The organism is Streptomyces sp. CB01249, assembly GCF_001905735.1.
In the GTDB taxonomy this organism is placed as follows: domain Bacteria; phylum Actinomycetota; class Actinomycetes; order Streptomycetales; family Streptomycetaceae; genus Streptomyces.
Genome location: NZ_LISW01000001.1, coordinates 917,636 through 939,174, shown reverse-complemented (window position 1 = coordinate 939,174; position 21,539 = coordinate 917,636). Strand labels below are relative to the sequence as shown.

Genomic DNA, 21,539 nt, shown 5'->3' with positions numbered 1-21,539 from the left:
CTACCTTCGTTCTGGGCTCGACGGGTCCCCGGGGAGACCGGCCAGCGTGAGGAGCAGGGACTTCACTTCGGTGGCCCGGACGGATCCGGTGAACGCGTGGGGGGTGGAGCAGAGGATGAGCGGCCCTTCTTCGTCGCTCGCGGGGAGGCGGCCGTGGCTGCCGCGTATGGGTGAGGGATCGAGCGGCACGACCGCCAGGCGGTACCGCATGCCGAGCTTCTTGCGGGCGATGGCCTTGGCCGCCTTGACCCGGACGTACGGGTCCTCGGGATCCATGAAGAGCTCGACCGGGTCGTAGCCGGGTTTGCGGTGGATCTCGACCAGCTGGGCGAAGTCGGGCGCGCGGTCGTCGTCGAGCCAGTAGTAGTACGTGAACCAGGCGTCCGGGTCGGCGACGGCGACCAGCTCCCCGGAGCGGGGGTGGTCCAGACCGTGGGCCTTCTTGCCCTCGTCGTCGAGGAGGAGGTCGACGCCCGGGAGTCCGGCCAGGGCCTCGCGGGCGGCTTCGAGGTCTTCGGGGCGGCGTACGTAGACGTGCGCGATCTGGTGGTCGGCGACGGCGAAGGCCCTCGACGTCATCGGGTCCAGGTACTCCATGCCGTCCTGGGTGTGGACCTCCAGGAGTCCGGCGCGGCGCAGCGCCCGGTTGATGTCGACGGGCCGGTCGACCCGGGTGATGCCGTACTCGGAGAGGGCGACGACGGTGCGTCCCTCACGGCGGGCGTCGTCCAGGAGCGGGGCCACCGCGCGGTCCAGGTCGGCCGCGGCCCGGAATGCGCGCGGGTCGTCGGGGCCGTAGCGCTGGAGGTCGTAGTCGAGGTGCGGGAGGTAGCAGAGGGCGAGGTCGGGGTGGCGGGTGTCCAGGATGTGGCGGGTGGCGTCGATGATCCACTGGGAGGAGACGAGGTCGGCGCCCGGTCCCCAGAAGTGGAAGAGGGGGAAGGTGCCCAGCTTGTCGGTGAGTTCGTCGTGGAGGGCCGGCGGGCGGGTGTAGCAGTCGGGTTCCTTGCGGCCGTCCGCGTAGTAGACGGGGCGGGGCGTGACGGTGTAGTCCGTGTCGGCACCCATGGCGTACCACCAGCAGATGTTGGCCACGGTGTAGCCGGGATGGGCGCGGCGGGCGGCGTCCCAGAGCTTGTCTCCGGCGACCAGACCGTTGTGCTGGCGCCACAGCAGGACGTCGCCGAGTTCGCGGAAGTACCAGCCGTTGGCGACGATGCCGTGCTCGGCGGGGGTGGTGCCGGTGAGGAAGGTGGACTGGGCGGCGCAGGTGACGGCGGGCAGGACGGTGCCGAGCGGGGCCCGGGTGCCGGACTGTCCCAGGGCCTTGAGGTGGGGCATGTGGTCGAGGAGGCGGGGGGTGAGCCCGACGACGTCGAGGACGAGGAGAGGGGTGGGCGGGGCGGCCGCCCCGGCGGTGGTCATGGCAGCTCCTTCAGGCCGAGCTCGGTCAGGAGGTCGCGGGCCAGGGCGAGTTCGGCGGCGATGCCGTCGGCGAGCTGGGCGCGAGTGCGGGGGCGTAGCCCGGCGGGAAGCGCCTGCCAGGTGTACGTCTCGACCTCCAGGTGCCGGGTGAGCGGCTTGGCACCGCCGACGAGCCGGGCCAGCGTGGTGCGGAGTACGGGGAGCGTGGAGATGAGCGGGGGTGCGGGCGGTGCGTGCAGCGGTACGTGGAAGTGGGAGCGCCACGGGGCGCTGTCGGGCAGGGTCTCGCCGGTGACGGCTTCGTCGAGGTCGTCGGTGCCGCGCAGTCCGGCGGCGGTGGCGGTCCGGGTCTGGTGGAGGAAGCGCGGTTCGGCGAAGGCCGCGAGGGCGGTGCGCACCTCGGGGAGATGGGGGTGTTCGGCGTGCAGGGCGGCGGAGAGCTGTGCCTTGACGGTGGGGATGCCGGCCTCGGTGAGGGCGTCGATGGCGGTGTCCGGGTCTTCGAAGGACGTGGCGAGGTGGCAGGTGTCGACGCAGACGCCGATGCGCGGGTGGCCGACTGCGGTGAGGGGGGCGATGGCGTCGGCGGTGGTTTCCACGGTGCATCCGGGTTCGGGTTCGAGGCCGATCCGGATGGATTTGCCGGTGAGTTCGGCGAGGGCGTCGAGGCGTTCACCGAGGGTGGTGAGCGCGTCGAGTGCGGTACGGGCCGCTTCGGGATCGCCCGAGTACGGGGTGCGCCAGGCGAGGGGCAGGGTGGAGATGGTGCCCTCGGTGATGTCGTCGGGCAGGAGCGCCGCGAGCAGCCGGGCCAGGTCGGTGGTGTGGGTGAGGCGTTCGGGGTCCGTCCAGTCCGGCTTGTAGACCCGGTACTTGACCTCTTCGGCGCCGAATCCCTCGTACGGGAAGCCGTTGAGGGTGACGACTTCGAGGCCGCGGCGGTCGAGCTCGGCGCGCAGGGAGCGCAGTCGCGAGGGGTCCTCGATCAGGGTGCGGGCTGCGTCCCGGGCGAGCCAGAGGCCGATGCCGATGCGGTCACGCCCGAGCCTCCTGCGTACGGGTTCGCAGTGGTCGCGGAGTTGGGCGAGGACGCCGTCCATGGTTTCGGCGGGGTGGACGTTGGTGCAGTACGCGAGGTGGACGACGGTTCCGTCGGGGTGGCGGAAGCGCATGGCGTCACTCCCCTCCGCGCAGGATGGAGTTGCCCTCGTGGAGTGGCCGGGGTGCGGGGGTGTCGAGGTGGAGGCGGCCGCTCCGGCCGTAGAAGGTGACGGGGTTGCGCCAGAGGACCTGGTCGACGTCGTCGTCGGTGAAGCCGGCGGCGAGCATGGCGTCGGCCACCCGGCGGGTCTTCAGCGGGTCGCTCTTTCCCCAGTCGGCGGCGGAGTTGACGAGGACCTTCTCGGTGCCGTGGCTCTTGAGGATCGCGATCATGCGGTCCTCGTCCATCTTGGTGTCGGGGTAGATGGAGAAGCCCGCCCAGCAGCCGCTGTCGAGGGCGTCCTTCACGGTCGTCTCGTTGAGGTGGTCGAGCAGCACCGCCTCGGGGTCGAGGGGGGACTCCCGGACGACGTCGATGGTGCGGCGCAGGCCGGTGAGCTTGTCGCGGTGCGGGGTGTGGACGAGGGCGGGCAGGCCGTGGTCGGCGGCGAGCTGGAGCTGGGCGGCCAGTGCGTGGTCCTCGGCCGGGGTCATCGAGTCGTAGCCGATCTCCCCGACGGCGACGACCGAGTCCTTGACGAGGTAGCGGGGCAGGGCGTCGAGGACGGGGGTGCAGCGGGGGTCGTTCGCCTCTTTGGGGTTGAGGGCGAGCGTGCAGTGGTGGGCGATGCCGTACTGGGCGGCGCGGAAGGGCTCCCACCCGAGGAGGCCGTCGAAGTAGTCGAAGAAGCTGGCCGGCGAGGTGCGGGGCTGGCCGAGCCAGAAGGAGGGTTCGACCAGAGCGCGGACCCCGGCGTCGTACATCGCCTGGTAGTCGTCCGTGGTGCGGGAGGTCATGTGGATGTGGGGGTCGAAGATGCGCATCAGGTCTCCTCCGTGGGGGCGGCGGGGCCAGGGTCCGTGAGGGCGAGGACGTGGTGCAGGTCGGCGGGGACGGGTCGGCCGGCCGCGATGCGTTCGGACGCGAAGTCGCCGAGCATCCGGGCGAGTTCGGTGTCGCCGCGCGATCTTCGGGCCAGGTCGTCGACGGCTTCGACGGGGACGCCGGTGAACAGGCACTTGAGGACGGCGTGGCGCCAGCCGTGCGGATCGAGGTGGGCGGCGGCGTACGGCCCGACGGCCGCTGCGACGAGGGTGGTGTCGTTGGCGCGCAGGGCGTCCGCGACGATCGGCAGGGCGGCCGGGCCGAGGTCCAGTGCGGGCAGGGCCAGGAGGACCGCCCGGCGTTCGGCGGCGGTGCCCTGTTCGTAGAGGCGGGTCAGGGTGGGCAGACCGGCGCGTGCCTCGGTGAGCAGCAGGGCGCGTACGGAGTCGGCGTGTTCGAGTCCGCAGTGGCGGCCGGCGGCGGCGTACCGCAGCTCCCACGGCGGCACGGCGTAGCCGTCGGTGGGAGCGGTGTCCTTGTGGGCCGCGGCGTGGGCTGCCTCGGCGAGGGCTTCGTCCAGCCAGGCGCGCGCGGCTCCGCCGAGCAGGGTGTCGAGTTCCTCGCGGGTCAGGAGCGGGGTCTTCGGGGTGTGCGTCACGGTGTGCTCCCTTCGGCGGTCTCAGTGGTCCGACGGGCGGTGCTTGTTCAGGAAGTCGAGGGAGGAGCGGGCCAGTTCGGGGCCCGCGTGGGAGTGGCGGGGCAGTTCGACAACGGTGAGCCCGGCGTATCCGCTGCTCCCGAGGGCGTCGAGGGCGGCGAGGACGGGCGGGAAGTCGATCTCGCCGTCGCCGAAGGGGAGGTGTTCGTGGACGCCGCGCCGCATGTCCTCGATCTGTACGTGGCGCAGCCAGGGAGCGGCGTCGCGCACGCAGTCGACGGGCAGGGCGGGCTCCAGGCACTGGCAGTGGCCGATGTCGAGAGTGAGGCCGAGGGCGTCGGGGTCACCGCTGAGCAACCGGAGGTGGTGGAAGTCGGCGAGGTTGGCGAGGAGGTGCCCGGGCTCCGGCTCGATCGCCAGGGGGACCCCGGCCCGGTCGGCGGCACCGAGGACCGGGTCGAGGGCGCCGGTGAGCCGCTGCCAGGCGGCGTCGGGTGCCGTGTCCGGGGGCGTGACACCGCTGAAGCAGTGCACGGCGTGGGCACCGAGGTCGGCGGCGACCTCGACGGCCCGGACGAGCAGTGCGGTCCTGGCCGCGCGGGCGTCGGGGTCCGGGTCCAGGAGCGAGGGGCCGTGCTTGCGGCGCGGGTCCAGGACGTAGCGGGCGCCGGTCTCGACGGTGACGCCGAGCCCCAGCTGCTGGAGGCGGGACGCGACGTGCTGGGTGCGGGCGGCGAGGTCCGGGGCCATCGGGTCGAGGTGCATGTGGTCGAGGGTCAGGCCGACTCCGTCGTAGCCGAGGTCGGCGAGGAGGGCGAGGGCGTCGTCCAGTCGGAGATCGGTGAGTCCGTTGGTTCCGTAGCCGAGGCGGAGGGTCATGTGGGGCTCACCTTCCGGGAGAGGGCGCGGGCGAGCGGGACGAGGCCCATGACGGCCAGCGCGGCCCCGGGTGCTCCGGCGCGTGCGGTGAGGGCGGCCTGGAGCGGGATCATCGCCCGGATGCCGCTGCCGACGGCGCGCTGCGTGAGGGGCGGCGAGGGGTTGAGCACGGCGTGCGTGAGGGGGCGTGCGGCAGTGCGGAGGTAGGCGCCGGTGAGCGCGGTGAGGAGGAGCCTGGTGGGGGCGGTGCGCGGGGCCCGCCGTTCGTGCACCACGGCGCCGGCGATCCCGGTGGCGGCGATGAGCGCCGTGGCGGGCGCGGTGATGGAGCCGCCCCGCGCCTCGTGGCGCGAGACGGTGGTGACCGCGTAGGTGTGCGCGCCGAGCAGAGCGGCGGCGGGCAGGGCGGCGCGGGTGGCGCGCAGCGCCGGATACCGCCCTGTGGCCGTCGCTCCCAGCATCAGGTCCAGGCTCCGCGCCGCCGCCATCGCGGCCGGGCCCGCCGGGGTGTGCTTGAGGCGGAGGTCGTACGCCCAGACGGTCGCCGCGAGAGCGGTGGCCACCGTGAGCGCCGGGCGGCCCGCGCGGGCGGCGAGCGCCAGGCCGGCCCCGGTCAGGGCGCCGGCCGCCGTGAGGGCCGCGCGGGGTGTGATCCGGCCCGAGGGGATCGGCCGGTGCGGGCGGTCGACGGCGTCCTCGTCGCGGTCGGCCCAGTCGTTGAGCGCCATACCGGCCTCGTACAGGCAGAGCGAGGCGCCCATCGCCAGGGCGGTGGAGCGGTCGGGGCGCCGGCCGGCGGCTGCGGCGCCCGCGAGGGCGTCGCCGGGGACGGTGAACAGGGCGGAGATCCGCAGCAGTTCCGCCCAGGCGCGTGCCGTCACTTCCCGCCCCGCAGGTGTTCGGCGAACGCGACCAGGGCCGTGTACTGCTCGGCGAGCGCGGCCGGTCCGCCGTCCGGGTCCTTGAAGTAGAAGCCGAGTTCGGGCCGGGGGCCGGTCAGTCCGACTTCGTGAGCCCGTGCCACCAGCCGGGCCAGGTCGAGGACCAGGGGCGCGGCGAGGGCGGAGTCGCAGCCCTGCCAGGTGGTCTGGAGCACCATGCGGGTCCCGAGGAACCCGTCGAACGCGATGTGGTCCCAGGCGGTCTTCCAGTCGCCGAGTGCCGGAACGTCGTCGATGTGGACCTCGCCCTCGGGGGCGTCGCCGAGCGTGTCGGCGAGGACGCGTTCCTTGCCGGCGTTCTTCGCCGCGGCGGCGGCCGGGTCGGCGAGCGCGGCCCCGTCCCCGCCGCCCAGCAGGTTGGTGCCGGACCAGGCGCGTACGGGCAGGGCGCGCTGGACGAACATCGGGGCGAGCACGGAGCGCAGCAGGGTCTGGCCCGTCTTGCCGTCGCGGCCGGCGTGCGGCAGGCCCGAAGCGGCGACGGCGTCCCGGAGGGCGGGTGCGCGCAGACCGGTGGAGGGGGTGAAGTTCACGTACGGGCAGCCGGCCCGGAGCGCGGCGGCGGCGTAGAGCGAGCTGGCGGGCAGCCGTATGGCGTCGGGGGCGGGCGCGGGTTCGGTGGACGAGACATTGACAACGACGGTCCTGGCCAGGCGGTTGCGGCTGGTGAAGTCCCTCAGGTCGGCGGCGAACGCGGTGATGAGTTCCTCGTCGGTGCGGGTGTCGCCGGGGAGGGGCCCGCCGATGCGTATCTCCGCTTCGGCGGCGCCGAGTTCGGCCCGTACGGCCGAAGGGAGACCGTGCGGGAGCACTCCCCCGGCGGCAAGTTCCTCGGCCCGTTTGGGGAGGGGGCAGTCCAGGATGTCGTGGCCGCCGAAGACGAGGGAGGTGACGGGTGGCAGGCCGCTGTCGGCGAACGGGGCGGTCTCGGTGACCATGCCGACCGCCGGGTGGAGTCCCGCCGCGACCGCCGCACACCCCGCTGTGGCGGTGGTGGCGACGGAGCCGTGTGCTCCGATGAACCAGACTCCGGTACGAACAGCGGTTGCTGACACGAGCTGCCTCCCTGACTGGGGGTTCTGGCTGGGCCGATCCTGTGGCGCTGTACGGGAGAGGGAGGGCGGCGGGCGGTCCTGCGGGCACGCCCGCCGCCATGGGGGGACCGCCTTATGCCGAGGGCAGCTCCTTCAGCTGGATGTTGCGGAAGGACACCTGGTCGTCGGCCCCGTGGTTCTGGAGGCCGATGTAGCCGTCCTTGAGGCTGCGGACCGGGTCGGTGTTGGTGAAGTCGTTGATCTTCACACCGTTGAGGAAGACCTGGAGCCGTTCACCGCGCACCTTGATCTCGTAGCTGTTCCACTGGCCGGGCGGGCGCAGCACCCGGTCACGGGCCTTGGTGTCGGCCGCCTTGAAGGTGTAGACGGAGCCGGTGGTGCGGTCGACGGCGTCGGAGGCGTCGATCTGGACCTCGTAGCCGTTGTTCACCGCGGACCAGGGGTCGTCGGACTCCGGGAAGCCGACGAAGACGCCGGAGTTGTCGTCGCCCGCCAGCTTCCAGTCGAGCTTCAGGGAGTACGACTTCAGCTCCTTGGCCTGGTAGGTCAGCAGGCCCATGCCGCCTTCGGAGCGCAGTTCGCCGTCGACCACGTTGAACTTCCCGGGGCCTGCCTGCTTCCAGCCTTCGAGCGTCTTGCCGTTGAAGATCGACCGGTAGCCGGTGCTGGGCTTGCAGTCGGCCTTCACCTGGCCGGCCGCGTAACGCAACCCGCCCGAGAGAACCTTGCGGAAGTCCGGATCCGCGTAGGACTCCCTGGTGTGGCCGAGGCCGGTGTAGAAGGAACGGCCGCCCTCGTAGGTCTGGCACCAGGTGATCGGGTGGTCGCCCTTCATGGTGCCGCCGGTGTAAGTGGTCTCGTCGAGGGTGGCGAGGACCTTGACCTTGTCGCGCGGGTTGGTGCGGTAGTTGTACAGCTCGTCGGTCCGCTGCCAGGTGTCGCCCAGGTGGGCGGTGGCCGGGTTGTTGTGGTCCTCGACGCGGACGGTGACGGGCTGGATGGCCGGGTGGCTGTCGAAGTACGCGCCGACGAGTCCGCCGTAGAAGGACCAGTCGTACTCGGTGTCGGCGGCGGCGTGGACGCCCATGTAGCCGCCACCGGTGGCGATGTAGTTCTCGAAGGCCTTCTGCTGGTCGGCGTTGAGGACGTCACCGGTCGTCGACATGAAGACGACGGCGTCGTAGCGGGCCAGGTTGGCGGTGGTGAACTGGCCCGCCTCCTCGGTGGCGTCGACCGTGATGTTGCTGTCCTTGCCGAGTTCCTTCAGCGCGGCGATTCCCTCGGGGATCGCGTCGTGGCGGAAGCCGGCGGTCTTGGAGAAGACCAGGACGCGCTTGGCGGTCTTGTCGGGCGGGGTGTTGGAGAGTTCGAAGTCGTCGATGTCGTAGAGCGCGCCCTCGCCGCCCTTGAACACCAGGAAGAGCTCGGTGGCCTTCTTGGGGACGCCGCGCAGCGGGACGTCGATGTCCTGGAACGTCTCCCAGCCACCGGTCACCGGCACCGGTGCGGAGCCGAGGATCTTGCCGGTCGGCGAACCGGTGCGCACTTCGAGGAAGCCGCCCGCGCCGCCGGAGGAGATCCGGGCGGTGAGCTTGGTGGAGTCGCCGAGGATGTACGGCTTGAAGGAGATCCAGTCGTCGTTGTCGATGTCGCCGACGGTCTTGCCGCCTTCGGCGTTCGCCTTGTCGTAGGTCTTGATGCCGGACGAGGCGGTGAAGTGCTCGGCCTGACGGTGGCGCGGCTGGAGCTGCGCCTGGTCGTGACCGGTCAGTGCGGCCTGGCCGCCGCCTCCGCCGTCGGTGTAGGAGGCGTCGATGACACCGAAGATGTTGGCGTTGGGGTCGTGCCCGCCGTCCATCTCGGTCTTGATGGTTCCGGTGCAGCCGTGGGCCGAGGTGATCGGGTGGCCGTGGCTGTCGTGACCGAGCACGAAGCTGACCTGGACCTTGGAACAGTCGATCGTGCCGTCCTCGGGATCGGTGACGGTGACCTTGAACGGGATCTCGTCGCCGAAGGTGAACAGCTGCCCGTCACCCGGGAGTTCCAGCTTCACGGTGGGTGCGGTGTTGCCGACGGTCACGTGCACGCTGGCCGAACCGGTGCGTCCGGAGGGGTCCTCGGCGGTGACGGTCGCGGTGTAGGTGCCGTTCTTCTTGTACGTGTACGTGGGGTTCGCGGCCGTGGACGTTCCTCCGTCGCCGAAGTCCCACTCGTAGGTGAGTGCGTCGCCGTCGCCGTCGGTGGTACCGGCGGAGGAGAACTGCACCTTCAGGGGCGCGGTGCCCGAGGTCTTGTTGGATGAGGCCTCGGCGATCGGGGAGCGTCCGCCGGTGGCGTTCTCGATGCGGTAGAGGGCGGAGTTCTCGTCGCCGCCGAACCAGGAGAGGCCGTAGTCCAGGACGTACAGGGCCCCGTCGGGCCCGAAGGCCATGTCCATGATCTGGGTACCGGACCACGGAATGTCGTTGATGGACTGCACGGCGCCGTCGGCGTCCTGCTCGATCCGCTTGATCCACTGCCGGCCGAACTCACCGGCGAAGAAGTCCCCGTCGTACGCCTCGGGGAACTTCACGGGTGAGTCGAGATCGGCGTCGTAGTGGTAGACCGGTCCGCCCATCGGCGACTCAGAGCCGGTTCCGAACTCCGGTACGGAACCGCCGTCGTACGGGATCCAGGCGGGCTGGGCCGGGGGCAGGTCCACGATGCCGGTGTTGTGCGGCGAGGTGTTCTTCGGGGCCGCGCAGTCGAAGGCGGCGCCGGAGGTCTTGGTGGCGAAGTCGTAGTCGATGAACGGGTCGTTGTCGCCCGTGCAGAACGGCCAGCCGAAGTTCCCGGCCTTCGTCACCCGGGCGAACTCGACCTGTCCGGCCGGTCCCCGCTTGGGGTCGGCCGCACCGGCGTCGGGCCCGTAGTCGCCCACGTAGACGATGCCGGTGGCCTTGTCGACGGAGAAGCGGAACGGGTTGCGGAAGCCCATCGCGTAGATCTCGGGACGTGTCTTGTCCGTGCCCGGGGCGAAGAGGTTGCCGTCCGGAATGGTGTACGAGCCGTCGTCGGCGACCTTGATGCGGAGGATCTTGCCGCGCAGGTCGTTGCTGTTGCCGGCGGAGCGGCGGGCGTCGAACGCCGGGTTGCGGTCCGGGCGCTCGTCGATGGGGCTGTAGCCGTCGGAGGCGAAGGGGTTGGAGTCGTCGCCGGTCGACAGGTACAGGTTGCCGTCCGCGTCGAAGTCGATGTCCCCGCCGACGTGGCAGCACATGCCGCGGGACGTCTGGACGTCGAGAACCTTCTTCTCGCTGCCGAGGTCCAGCGTGCCGTCCTCGTTGAGGACGAAGCGGGAGAGCCGGTTGACTCCGTCGAAGGGGGCGAAGTCGGCGGCGGTGCCGGTCTCGGGGGCGTCGCCCGCCGGGGTGTCCAGTGGGGGCGCGTAGTAGAGGTAGATCGCCCGGTTCTCGCTGAACTTCGGGTCGACGCCTATCCCCTGGAGGCCCTCCTCGTCGTGCGAGTAGACCGGGATGACGCCCGAGATCCTGGTGTTGCCGGCGCTGTCGGTGATGCGCAGCTCGCCGCTGCGCGCGGTGTGCAGCACGCTGCGGTCGGGAAGCACGGCCAGCGACATGGGCTCGCCGGTCTCGGCGGCCCCCTTGGCGAGGGTGACCTGCTGGAAGTCTTCGGCGGCGGGCGCCGGAGCGGGCTCCTCGTGGGCGACCGCCGTGCCCGAGGCGGTGCTCAGGCTGAGGGTGGCGGCGGCCAGGAGGCCGCCGGCGAACAGGGCGAGGGATTTACGGACGCGGCGCCTGGTGCGACTGCCGCTGCGGGTTGTGTGCACGTGTCCTCCGGTTGAGTGCCGGTTGTGCGGGCTGTGCTGCCGTGCCATTCGCGCGGGGACTGCCGCGCAGGTCAACCGGGTCCGTGCGACGCCGGTGACAGGGAGATGACAGTGGCCTATGTCAGGGGCATGTCAGAGCCACGTCAGAGACGGTAGGCCTGTTCGTCCGGAACGGAAAGCCCTTGTGCGCAGAGTTGTCGGACTTTTTCCTGCGTCAGGACAAAGCGGGACGAGGGCAGGACGGAGCGGCCCGGCGGCGCGTGTGGTGCCGCCGGGCGCCGTCGCGAGGGAGATCAGTCACCGCCCCCGAACGCCGCGTCGAAGGACGCGCTCGGCGGGTCGAAGTCGTAGCGCTTGAGGGAGGCCAGCGCCTCCGGTGCGCCCGCCAGCCGGTCCATGCCCGCGTCCTCCCACTCCACCGAGACCGGGCCCTCGTAGCCGATGGACCGCAGCATGCGGAACACGTCCTCCCAGGGCACGTCCCCGTGGCCGGCGGAGACGAAGTCCCAGCCCCGGCGTGGGTCGCCCCAGGGCAGATGGGAGCCGAGGCGGCCGTTGCGGCCGTCCAGGCGCTTGCGGGCCTCCTTGCAGTCCACGTGGTAGATCCGGTCCCGGAAGTCGTACAGGAAGCCGACCGGGTCCAGGTCCTGCCAGACGAAGTGGCTCGGGTCGAAGTTCAGTCCGAAGGCCGGGCGGTGGTCCACCGCTTCGAGCGCGCGGTGCGTGGTCCAGTAGTCGTACGCGATCTCGCTGGGGTGCACCTCGTGGGCGAAGCGGACGCCCTCCGCGTCGAAGACGTCCAGGACCGGGTTCCAGCGCTCCGCGAAGTCCTCGTAGCCGCGCTCGATCATGTGCGGCGGGACCGGCGGGAACATCGCGACCAGGTGCCAGATGGACGAGCCGGTGAAGCCGATGACGGTGTCCACGCCGAAGGCGGCGGCCGCCCGTGCGGTGTCCGCCATCTCGGCGGCGGCCCGGCGGCGCACGCCCTCGGGCTCGCCGTCGCCCCAGATGCGGGCGGGCAGGATGCCCTGGTGGCGTTCGTCGATGGGGTGGTCGCAGACGGCCTGGCCCACCAGGTGGTTGGAGACCGCCCAGCACTTCAGGCCGTACTTGTCGAGCAGCGCTCGGCGGCCGTCCAGATACGCGGGGTCGGCGAGGGCCTTGTCCACCTCGAAGTGGTCACCCCAGCAGGCGAGTTCGAGGCCGTCGTACCCGAAGTCGCGGGCGTACCGGCAGACCTCCTCCAAGGGGAGGTCGGCCCACTGGCCGGTGAAGAGGGTGAAGGGACGGGGCATGGCGGCGGGACCTCCTAGAGGGTTACGGGGGTGAGGACGGAGTTCTTCGCGGCGCTCTCCTCCACCGCGGCCAGCACGCGCTGCACCTGGAGGCCGTCCGCGAACGACGGGACGGGCGGGGCGTCCGCGCCCGCGAGGGCGCACACCACGTCCCGGGCCTGGTGGACGAAGGTGTGCTCGTAGCCGAGGGAGTGGCCCGGCGGCCACCACGCCTCCAGGTAGGGGTGCTGGGGCTCGGTGACGAGGACGCGCCGGAATCCGGCCGTGACGGCGGGTTCGGTGTGGTCGTGGAAGGACAGTTCGTTCAGGCGCTCCAGGTCGAAGGCGAGCGAGCCGCGCTCCCCGTTGATCTCCAGGCGCAGGGCGTTCTTGCGGCCGGCCGCCATCCGGGTCACCTCGACGGACGCCAGGGCGCCGGAGGCGAGCCGCCCGGTGAAGGCGGCGGCGTCGTCCACGGTGACCGGGCCGGTGCCCCCGGCCGCCGCCCCGCCGCCGATCCCTGCGGACGGTCCGGCGGACCGGGGGCGTTCGCGTACGAAGGTCTCGGTCAGCGCCGACACCGCGACCAGCGGCTCCCCCGCGAGGTACTGCGTCAGGTCCACCACATGGGCCCCGAGGTCGCCGAGCGCGCCGGAGCCCGCGCGGTCCTTGTCGAGGCGCCAGGTGAGCGGGGACGCGGGGTCGGTCAGCCAGTCCTGGAGGTAGACGGCGCGGACATGGCGCAGGGTGCCGAGGCGGCCCTCCGCGATGAGCCGGCGGGCGTGGGTGAGGGCGGGCACCCGGCGGTAGTTGAAGCCGACGAAGGCCGACTGGCCCCGGGCGGCGGCGCGCCCGGCCGCCGCCGTCATGGCCTCCGCCTCGGCCACGGTGTTGGCGAGCGGCTTCTCGCAGAGGACGTGCTTGCCGGCTTCCAGGGCGGCGACGGCGATCTCCGCGTGGCTGTCGCCGGGGGTGCAGATGTCGACCAGCTGCACGTCGTCGCGGGCGATCAGGGCGCGCCAGTCGGTCTCGGCGGCGGCCCAGCCGTGCCGGCCGGCGGCCGCCTCGACCGCGGTGCGGTCGCGTCCGCAGACCGCGGCGAGGACGGGCCGCATCGGCAGGTCGAAGACGTGTCCGGCGGTGCGCCACCCCTGGGAGTGGGCGGCGCCCATGAACGCGTATCCGACCATGCCGATGCCGAGCGTCGGCGGCGCTGCGGTCTCCTGCGTCTGTTCCCTCTGGGCCATCCGGGGCTTCCTCCTCGTCGGTGGTTCGGCACGTACGTCGGCGGTACGGGTCAGTTGAAGCCCGTCGGCAGGTACTGGTCGACGTTGTCCTTCGTGACGACGGCGGAGTAGAGGGTGAGGTTGGTGGGGATCTCCAGCTCGGCGAGGCCGGACACGCCCTTGGACTGGCCGAGGGCGCGGGCCAGGTCGATGGCGGACGCGGCCATGGTCGGCGGGTAGAGGACGGTGGCCTTCAGGACGCTGTTGTCGGCCTTGATGGCGTCCATGGCGGACTTGGCCCCGGCGCCGCCGACCATCAGGAACTCGTCGCGCCCGGCCTGCTGGATCGCGCGCAGGGCGCCCACGCCCTGGTCGTCGTCGTGGTTCCACAGGGCGTCGAACTTCTTCTGCGCCTGGAGGAGCTGCGCCATCTTCGCCTGGCCCGACTCCACGGTGAAGTCGGCCGCCTGACGGGCCACCAGCTCGATGTTGGGGTAGTTCTTCAGCGCGTCGGCGAAGCCCTTGCTGCGCTGCTTGGTGAGTTCCAGGTTGTCGATCCCCGCGAGCTCGACCACCTTGGCGTTCTTCTTGTCCTTGAGCTGTTCGCCGATGTAGGTGCCGGCGTTGAGGCCCATGCCGTAGTTGTCGCCGCCGACCCAGCAGCGGTACGCCTGCGGCGAGGCGAAGATGCGGTCCAGGTTGATGACGGGGATGCCCGCGCGCATGGCCTCCAGGCCGACCTGGGTGAGGGCCTTGCCGTCGGCGGGCAGGACGACCAGGACGTCGACCTTCTTGTTGATGAGGGTCTTGACCTGGCCGATCTGGGCGGCGGTGTCGTTGGAGCCCTCGGTGGTCTCCAGGGTGACTTCGGAGTACTTCTTCGCCCGGGACCTGGCCTGCTCGTTGATGGCGTTGAGCCAGCCGTGGTCGGCCTGGGGTCCGGCGAAGCCGATGGTGACGGGCTTGCCCGGCTTGTCGTCGGCGGCGGGCGCCCCGCTCTGCGCGGGGGCGTCCTTCTCCTTGGGGTCGTTGCTGGTGCAGGCGGTGAGGAGGGCACCGGCGGAGACGGCCGCGGTGCCGAACAGGAGCCCTCTGCGACTGGTTTGCTGCATGGCTGTGGAACCCTTCATCCGGTGGGTGGGTGCGGGGGGGTGAACGGGCCGGGGTGGTTCAGGTCTCGGTGCGGGCGGTGCGGCTCTGAACGAGGACGGCGGCGACGATGATCGCGCCCTTGGCGATCTGCTGGACGTCGCTCTGCAGGTTGTTGAGCGCGAAGATGTTGGTGATCGTGGTGAAGATCAGGACGCCGAGAACGGAGCCGGTGATGGTACCGCGTCCGCCGCTGAGGAGGGTGCCGCCGATGATCGCGGCGGCGATGGCGTCGAGTTCGTAGAGGTTGCCGGCGGTGTTCTGTCCGGAGCCCGACAGGATGATCAGCATGAAGGCCGCGATGCCGCAGCACAGCCCGGACAGCAGATAGAGGTAGAGCCGCTGCCTGCGGACGTCGATGCCGGCGAGCCGGGCCGCTTCCGCGTTGCCGCCGATGGCGACGGTGCGGCGGCCGAAGGTCGTACGGTTCAGCAGCAGCCAGCCGGCGACGGTGACCGCGGCGAAGATCAGGACGAGCGGCGGGATGCCGAGGACGTAGGAGTCCGGGAGCCCCAGGTCGAGGACCGCGTCGACGGTGACGATCTGGGTCTTGCCGTCGGTGATCATGAGGGCGACTCCGCGCGCCGAGGCGAGCATCGCCAGCGTCGCGATGAACGGCACCACCCTCCCGTACGCGATGAGCACCCCGTTGACCAGACCGGCGCCGACGCCGACGAGCACGGCGGTGAACAGGATGCCCGCGAGCCCGTACTCCTGGGTGGCGACGGTGCTCGCCCAGACGGAGGCCAGGGCGACCATCGCGCCGACCGAGAGGTCGATACCGCCCGAGGTGATGACGAAGGTGACTCCGACGGTGACGACACCGATCACCGACGCCTGGGTCAGGACGAGTTGGAGGTTTCCGGTGTCCAGGAAGGCGTCCGGCTCGGTGAATCCGCCGACGGCCACCAGCACGGCGAGGATGCCGAGCAGGGACAGGGTGTGCAGGTCCAGGCGCAGCCCGGGGGCGCGCCGGGGTCCGGGCTTCTTCAGGGCCACGGGGGCGGGGCCCTGGTCCGGCCCGCTCTGCCGCGCCGTGGGAACGGGGTGGGTCATGACGTCGGGCTCCCTTCCATCACGAGGTCGAGTACGCGGTGCTCGTCCAGGTCCGTGGCGTCGGCGGTGTGCACCACACGCCCCTCGCGCAGGACGAGCACCCGGTCGGCGAGGCCCAGCACTTCGGGCACTTCGCTGGAGACGAGCAGGACGGCCAGCCCTTCGTCGGCCAGTCCGCGGATCACGGCGTAGAGCTCGGCGCGGGCGCCGACGTCGACGCCGCGGGTCGGTTCGTCCAGCAGCAGCACCCGGCAGCCGCGCAGCAGCCAGCGGGCCAGGACCGCCTTCTGCTGGTTGCCGCCGGAGAGGTTGCGGACGGGCGTGTCCGGGTTGTCGGGGTGCAGCGACAGGGTGCGGGTGGCCTCGCCCGCCGCCCTGCGCTCCGCGCCCCGGTCCAGCCAACCCGCCTTGGAGTAGCGGGACATGGTGGACACCGAGACGTTGCGGGTGACGGATTCGAGCATCAGCAGGGCCTGGGCCTTGCGTTCCTCGGGGGCGAGCCCGATTCCGGCGGCGACGGCCGAGCGCACGCTCCCGGGCCGCAGCGCCTTCCCGTCGACGGTGACCCGGCCCGCGGTGGCCCGGCGCGCTCCGTAGACCGTCTCCAGGATCTCGGAGCGCCCGGACCCGACGAGCCCGGCGAGGCCGACGATCTCGCCGGGCCGCACCTCCAGGTCGACCGGGGCGAACTCCCCGTCCCTGGCCAGCCCTTCGACGGTGAGTACGGGGGCGGACTCGGCGCGTCCGGGGGGCGGCGGGGTGCGGGGCGGGAAGACGTACTCCACCTTGCGGCCCGTCATCAGCGCCACGATGTCGTGCGTCGGGGTGGTGTCGGCGGGCAGCCCGGCGGCGACGGCCCGGCCGTCCTTGAGCACCGTCACCCGGTCGCCGATGCGGCGGATCTCCTCCAGGCGGTGCGAGATGTACACGACGGCGACGCCCTCGGCGGTGAGCGAGGCGATGATCCGGAAGAGGTTGCCGACCTCGTCGGGGTCGAGTGCGGCGGACGGTTCGTCCATCACGATGAGGCGGACGTCGTGCGAGAGGGCCCGGGCCATGGACACGATCTGCTGCTGGGCGGCGGAGAGTTCACCGACCGGGCGGGCCGGGTCGATCTCCGGGTGTCCGAGCCGGGCCAGCAGGACGGCGGCCTCGGCGCGGGCGCGGCGGGAGCGGACGACGAAACCGGCGCTGGTGAACTCGTGGCCCAGGAAGACGTTCTCGGCGACCGACAGGCCCCGGACCAGGTCGAGTTCCTGGTAGATCGTGGCGATGCCGAGGCGCATCGCGGCCATGGGCGTCTTGAGTTCGGCGGGCGCGCCGCGCCAGGTGATCTCGCCGTCGTCGGGCTGGTGGGCCCCGGCGAGGACCTTGATGAGGGTGGACTTGCCGGCCCCGTTCTGGCCGAGGAGGCAGTGGACTTCGCCTGCCTCGACCTCCAGGTCGACGCCGTCGAGGGCGCGGACACCGGGGAAGGACTTGGTGATGCCGGACATGGTGAGCAGCGGTGGTTGCGGAGCCATGACGAATCCCCTCGGCGGACGAGGTGTGGGTATGGGGGGCCGTGTGGGCGGCCGGGCGGGTCAGACGGGTGAGAACAGGTGGTCGCTGATGAGCCTGGCCGCACCGGTGACTCCGGCGGCGGGTCCCAGCTCGCCCAGGACGATCGGAAGGTTGCCGGTGGCCAGCGGCAGGGAGCGCCGGTAGACCTGGGCCCGGACGGCGGCCAGCAGGGTGTGGCCGAGTCCGGTCACCCCGCCGCCGATCACCACCAGGGCGGGGTTGAAGAAGCTGACGAGGCCCGCGATGACCTGGCCGACGTGGTTGCCGCCCTCGCGGATCAGGAGGAGTGAGGTGGCGTCCCCGGCGGCCGCGGCGGCGGCCACGTCCGCGGCGGTGAGCCGGCCGGACGCCTCCAGGCGGGCCGCGAGCTCCTCGGACCGTCCGGCGCGGGCCGCGTCCTCGGCGTCGCGGGCCAGGGCGGCGCCGCTGAAGTGGGCTTCCAGGCAGCCCTTGTTGCCGCAGGCGCAGAGCCGGCCCCCGGGTTCGACCTGGATGTGGCCGATGTCGCCGGCGCTGCCCGTCGCGCCCCGGTGGACGGTGCCACCGACGACGATGCCGCAGCCGATGCCCGTACCGATCTTGACGCAGAGGAAGTCGCCGACGGAACGGGCGACGCCCGCCTGCTGCTCCCCCAGGGCCATCAGGTTCACGTCGTTGTCGACCATGACCGGGCAGCCCAGCTCCTGGCTGAGTGCCTCGCGGACCGGGAAGCCGTCCCAGCCGGGCATGATCGGGGGTGCGACGGGGACGCCCTCGGGGAAGCGGACCGGTCCGGGAACGCCGATCCCGGCGCCGTCGAAGCTGTCGGCGAGCCCGGAGTCCCGGAGCTTCGCCGCCATGGACAGCACCTGCTCGAAGACCGCGACGGGCCCTTCGCGTACGTCCATGGGGTGGTTGAGGTGGCCCAGGACCTCCAGCTCCGCGTTGGTGACCGCCACGTCGACGGAGGTGGCGCCGATGTCGACGCCGAGGAAGCGCAGGTGCGGGGCGAGCCGGATGTTGTGCGAGCGGCGTCCGCCCCGGGACGCGGCGAGCCCGTCGGCGACGACGAGTCCGGTCTCCAGCAGCCGGTCCACCTCGACGGCCAGCTTGGACCGGGAGAGGTCGACCTGATCACCCAGCTTCGCCCGGGAGTTGGGCCCACCGTCGCGCAACAGCTTGAGCAGTTGCGCCTGGTGGGCGTTCGCGGGTCGTGCCGTCATACGTCTCACGCGCCCCTCCCGCCTCGTCGGCCTGTCCGTCGGGCTTGGGAGGGGAACGTAGCAGCGGTTGCCGGGACTGGGAAGAAGTCGCGCAGGAATCCGGCGAACTTTCTCCACTCCGAGGACAAAGGGCCGGATCACGCACGGCTCAGGGGCAGCTGATCACCTGTCCCGCGTAGCTGAGGTTGCCGCCGAAGCCGAAGAGGAGGACCGGCGCCCCGCTGGGGATCTCGCCCCGTTCGACCAGCTTGGACAGCGCCATGGGGATGGAGGCGGCGGAGGTGTTGCCGGAGTCGACCACGTCGCGCGCGACGACGGCGTTGACCGCGCCGATCTTCCGGGCGACCGGCTCGATGATCCGGAGGTTGGCCTGGTGGAGGACGACGGCGGCCAGGTCCTCCGGGGTGAGGCCCGCCTTCTCGCACACCTTGCGGGCGATGGGCGGCAGCTGGGTGGTGGCCCAGCGGTAGACGGACTGGCCCTCCTGCGCGAAGCGCGGCGGCGTGCCCTCGATGCGGACCGCGTCCCCCATGGCGGGGACCGACCCCCAGAGCACCGGTCCGACGCCAGGGCGCTCCGGGTCAGGCGTTTCGTCGGCGACGACGACGGCCGCTCCGGCGCCGTCCCCCATCAGCACGCAGCTGGAACGATCCGTCCAGTCGACGATGTCGCCCATCTTGTCGGCGCCGATGACCAGGGCGCGGGTGGCGGCACCGGCCCGCAGCGCGTGGTCGGCGGTGGCGAGGGCGTGGGTGAAGCCGGAGCAGACCACGTTGATGTCCATGACCGCAGGCGCCTCCATGCCGAGGCGGGCGGCGACCCGGGCCGACATGCTCGGGGAGCGGTCGATGGCGGTGGAGGTGGCGACGAGCACCAGGTCGATGTCCCCCGGCTGGAGACCCGCCGCGGCGAGTGCCTTGGCGGCCGCGTGCGCGGCCAGCTCGTCCACCGGCTCGTCGGGGCCGCCGATGTGGCGGGTCCTGATGCCGACGCGGCTGGTAATCCACTCGTCACTGGTGTCGACCATGGCCGCGAGGTCATGGTTGGTGAGCACCTTGGCGGGCTGGTAGTGGCCGAGCGCCACGACACGTGAGCCGGTCATAAAACGGGGTCCCCTCGCTCCAACTGTCAGGAACCAACCAGTCTTGGTCGCTACCGCCCGGTACGGGGGCAGGTGATCCCACAGGAATCCCGGCTCCGGCTTGGAGGGCTCGGCAGCAGCCCAGGTGATCCGCGGCCCGGCCATCCGGTGGCGACGCCCTGTCGCCGGTGCAGGACAATGGCAGCGTCGGGGCGCTCCGAGGCCCCCTCGCCTACAGAAATCGGGTTCAACGGTCATGGGACGGGTCACCGAGCGCCGCCGCACCATCCGCATCCGGGACGGGGCCGTCTCCGCGCGTCCCGACACCCTCGTCGCCGAGGAGCCGCTGGAGATCCGGCTGAACGGGAAACCGCTCGCCATCACCATGCGCACCCCGGGCGACGATTTCGCGCTGGCGGCGGGTTTCCTGGTGAGCGAGGGCGTGATCGGCGACCAGGGCGATGTGCGGTCGATCGTGTACTGCGCGGGTGCGACCGCCGACGGAGTCAACACGTACAACGTGGTGGACGTGCAACTCGCGCCGGGTGTCGAGGTCCCCGACATCACGCTGGAGCGCAACGTCTACACCACGTCGTCCTGCGGGCTGTGCGGCAAGGCGAGCCTGGACGCCGTCCGCACCACGACCCGGCACCCCGTCGCCGACACTCCCCCGCTGCTGCTGACCCCCGCGCTGCTGTCCGGGCTGCCGGACCGGCTGCGGGCCGCCCAGCGGGTCTTCGACCGGACCGGGGGCCTGCACGCGGCGGCGCTCTTCTCGGAGACCGGCGAGCTGATGGACGTACGGGAGGACGTCGGGCGGCACAACGCGGTCGACAAGCTGGTGGGCCGGGCGCTGACGGACGGGCGGCTGCCGCTGTCCCGGTCCGTCCTGCTGGTGTCGGGGCGGGCCTCGTTCGAGCTGGCGCAGAAGGCGGTGATGGCCGGGATACCCGTGCTGGCGGCCGTCTCGGCGCCCTCGTCCCTCGCCGTCGACCTGGCCGCCGAGACGGGCCTGACCCTGGTCGGCTTCCTGCGGGGGCCCTCGATGAACGTGTACGCGGGAGAGCACCGCATCGCGCTGGACGCGGGCTGAGCCACCGGCACGGCTGCGCGCCGGTCGCGGGCTAGGCCACCGGCACGGCTTCGGGCGACACGGCGTCCTGCCCCTCTCGGGCCCGCCGCTTGGCGATGACCGCGCAGACCATCAGCTGCATCTGGTGGAAGAGCATCAGCGGCAGCACCGCCAGGCTCGCCTGGGCCCCGAAGAGGACGCTGGCCATGGGCAGCCCGGAGGCCAGGCTCTTCTTGGACCCGGCGAACTGGATCGCGATGCGGTCCGCCCGGCCGAAGCCGAGGCGCTTCGCGCCGTACCAGGTCACCGCGAGCATCAGCGCGAGCAGGACCGCCTCGGCGGCGAGGAGCGCGCCGAGCCGGGCCGGGGTCACCTGGTGCCAGATGCCGGCGACCATGCCCTCGCTGAACGCGGTGTAGACGACGAGCAGGATCGAGCCCCGGTCGACCAGGCCGAGGACCTTGCGGTGGCGGGCGAGGAAGCCCCCGATGCGGCGGCGCAGCAGCTGGCCCAGGGCGAACGGCAGCAGCAGCTGGACGCCGATCTTCAGCAGGGCGTCGCCGGAGAACCCGCCTCCGCTGCCGCCGAGCAGCGCGGCGGCGAGGAGCGGGGTGAGGAAGATCCCGGCGATCGAGGAGAAGGACCCGGCGCAGATCGCGGCGGGGACGTTGCCCCGGGCGATCGAGGTGAAGGCGATCGAGGACTGGATGGTCGAGGGGACGAGGCACAGGAAGAGGAAGCCGCTCTGCAGCTGCGGCGACAGGACGTACGGCACGAGGCCCGCGCTCGCCAGCCCCAGCAGCGGGAAGACGACGAAGGTGCAGGCCAGGACCGTGAGGTGGAGCCGCCAGTGGCGGAGCCCGTCCAGCGCCTCGGCCGTGGACAGGCGCGCCCCGTACAGGAAGAAGAGGAACGCGACCGCGCCCGTGGAGGCCCCGCCGGCCACCTCGGCGGCCGGGCCCGAGGCGGGCAGCAGCGCCGCGAGGACGACGGTGCCGATCAGCGCCGCTATGTACGGGTCGACCGGCAGCCAGGACGGCGGCTGCGGGATGCGGCGGCGGCTCATTTGCTCCACGTTTCTCTCGGTGAGGGTCGGGCGT

The 21,539-nt window shown here is 71.9% G+C and carries 17 protein-coding genes; 1 reads left to right on the top strand and 16 read right to left on the bottom strand.

What is annotated here, in order from left to right:
* The 15 genes from AMK18_RS03940 to AMK18_RS03870 all read right to left on the bottom strand — a co-directional run bounded on the left by AMK18_RS03940 (nucleotide 1) and on the right by AMK18_RS03870 (nucleotide 19,388).
* On the bottom strand, nucleotides 1-1,425 hold the full coding sequence (locus AMK18_RS03940; RefSeq protein ID WP_073861643.1) for a nucleotide pyrophosphatase/phosphodiesterase family protein: 1,425 nt from the start codon (nucleotides 1,423-1,425) through the stop codon (nucleotides 1-3).
* Nucleotides 1,422-2,597 (bottom strand): metabolite traffic protein EboE, encoded by a 1,176-nt coding sequence (eboE, locus tag AMK18_RS03935; protein ID WP_073861642.1) that lies wholly within the window; start codon nucleotides 2,595-2,597, stop codon nucleotides 1,422-1,424. Before eboE ends, AMK18_RS03940 begins: the two co-directional genes overlap by 4 nt.
* 4 nt (nucleotides 2,598-2,601) lie before the next feature.
* Nucleotides 2,602-3,450 (bottom strand): TatD family hydrolase, encoded by an 849-nt coding sequence (locus tag AMK18_RS03930; RefSeq protein ID WP_073861641.1) that lies wholly within the window; start codon nucleotides 3,448-3,450, stop codon nucleotides 2,602-2,604.
* Complete coding sequence (locus AMK18_RS03925; protein WP_073861640.1) at nucleotides 3,450-4,109, bottom strand: EboA domain-containing protein; 660 nt, start codon at nucleotides 4,107-4,109, stop codon at nucleotides 3,450-3,452. Before AMK18_RS03925 ends, AMK18_RS03930 begins: the two co-directional genes overlap by 1 nt.
* Before the next feature lie 21 nt (nucleotides 4,110-4,130).
* The gene (locus AMK18_RS03920) at nucleotides 4,131-4,988 is read right to left on the bottom strand and encodes a sugar phosphate isomerase/epimerase family protein (RefSeq protein WP_073861639.1); all 858 of its coding nucleotides are present in this window, start codon (nucleotides 4,986-4,988) and stop codon (nucleotides 4,131-4,133) included.
* Nucleotides 4,985-5,869 (bottom strand): SCO3242 family prenyltransferase, encoded by an 885-nt coding sequence (locus tag AMK18_RS03915; RefSeq protein ID WP_073861638.1) that lies wholly within the window; start codon nucleotides 5,867-5,869, stop codon nucleotides 4,985-4,987. Before AMK18_RS03915 ends, AMK18_RS03920 begins: the two co-directional genes overlap by 4 nt.
* On the bottom strand, nucleotides 5,866-6,984 hold the full coding sequence (locus tag AMK18_RS03910; RefSeq protein WP_073861637.1) for an inositol-3-phosphate synthase: 1,119 nt from the start codon (nucleotides 6,982-6,984) through the stop codon (nucleotides 5,866-5,868). The genes AMK18_RS03915 and AMK18_RS03910 overlap by 4 nt, the downstream gene beginning before the upstream one ends.
* A gap of 112 nt (nucleotides 6,985-7,096) precedes the next feature.
* On the bottom strand, nucleotides 7,097-10,813 hold the full coding sequence (locus tag AMK18_RS03905; protein ID WP_073861636.1) for a ThuA domain-containing protein: 3,717 nt from the start codon (nucleotides 10,811-10,813) through the stop codon (nucleotides 7,097-7,099).
* A gap of 293 nt (nucleotides 10,814-11,106) precedes the next feature.
* Nucleotides 11,107-12,111 carry a sugar phosphate isomerase/epimerase family protein gene (locus AMK18_RS03900; protein WP_018100293.1) on the bottom strand — a complete coding sequence of 335 codons (1,005 nt, stop codon included), beginning with the start codon at nucleotides 12,109-12,111 and terminating at the stop codon, nucleotides 11,107-11,109.
* Nucleotides 12,112-12,125: 14 nt separating this feature from the next.
* Complete coding sequence (locus AMK18_RS03895; protein WP_018100294.1) at nucleotides 12,126-13,337, bottom strand: Gfo/Idh/MocA family protein; 1,212 nt, start codon at nucleotides 13,335-13,337, stop codon at nucleotides 12,126-12,128.
* 50 nt (nucleotides 13,338-13,387) lie between these two features.
* The gene (locus AMK18_RS03890; protein ID WP_073861635.1) at nucleotides 13,388-14,428 is read right to left on the bottom strand and encodes a substrate-binding domain-containing protein; all 1,041 of its coding nucleotides are present in this window, start codon (nucleotides 14,426-14,428) and stop codon (nucleotides 13,388-13,390) included.
* Between the two features lie 58 nt (nucleotides 14,429-14,486).
* On the bottom strand, nucleotides 14,487-15,521 hold the full coding sequence (locus AMK18_RS03885; RefSeq protein ID WP_073861634.1) for an ABC transporter permease: 1,035 nt from the start codon (nucleotides 15,519-15,521) through the stop codon (nucleotides 14,487-14,489).
* The gene (locus AMK18_RS03880) at nucleotides 15,518-17,044 is read right to left on the bottom strand and encodes a sugar ABC transporter ATP-binding protein (protein ID WP_063822574.1); all 1,527 of its coding nucleotides are present in this window, start codon (nucleotides 17,042-17,044) and stop codon (nucleotides 15,518-15,520) included. The genes AMK18_RS03885 and AMK18_RS03880 overlap by 4 nt, the downstream gene beginning before the upstream one ends.
* A gap of 60 nt (nucleotides 17,045-17,104) precedes the next feature.
* Nucleotides 17,105-18,286 (bottom strand): ROK family protein, encoded by a 1,182-nt coding sequence (locus tag AMK18_RS03875; RefSeq protein WP_018100298.1) that lies wholly within the window; start codon nucleotides 18,284-18,286, stop codon nucleotides 17,105-17,107.
* A gap of 148 nt (nucleotides 18,287-18,434) precedes the next feature.
* Nucleotides 18,435-19,388, bottom strand: a complete 954-nt coding sequence (locus AMK18_RS03870) for a beta-ketoacyl-ACP synthase III (protein WP_018100299.1) — start codon at nucleotides 19,386-19,388, stop codon at nucleotides 18,435-18,437.
* Between the two features lie 235 nt (nucleotides 19,389-19,623).
* Between AMK18_RS03870 and fdhD the strand changes: the two genes are divergently transcribed.
* Nucleotides 19,624-20,460, top strand: coding sequence for a formate dehydrogenase accessory sulfurtransferase FdhD (gene fdhD / locus AMK18_RS03865; RefSeq protein ID WP_073861633.1), 837 nt, complete (start codon nucleotides 19,624-19,626; stop codon nucleotides 20,458-20,460).
* Between the two features lie 31 nt (nucleotides 20,461-20,491).
* Here fdhD and AMK18_RS03860 read toward each other — a convergent pair whose 3' ends face one another.
* The gene (locus AMK18_RS03860) at nucleotides 20,492-21,505 is read right to left on the bottom strand and encodes a bile acid:sodium symporter family protein (protein WP_198956935.1); all 1,014 of its coding nucleotides are present in this window, start codon (nucleotides 21,503-21,505) and stop codon (nucleotides 20,492-20,494) included.
* Between the last annotated feature and the right edge of the window lie 34 nt (nucleotides 21,506-21,539).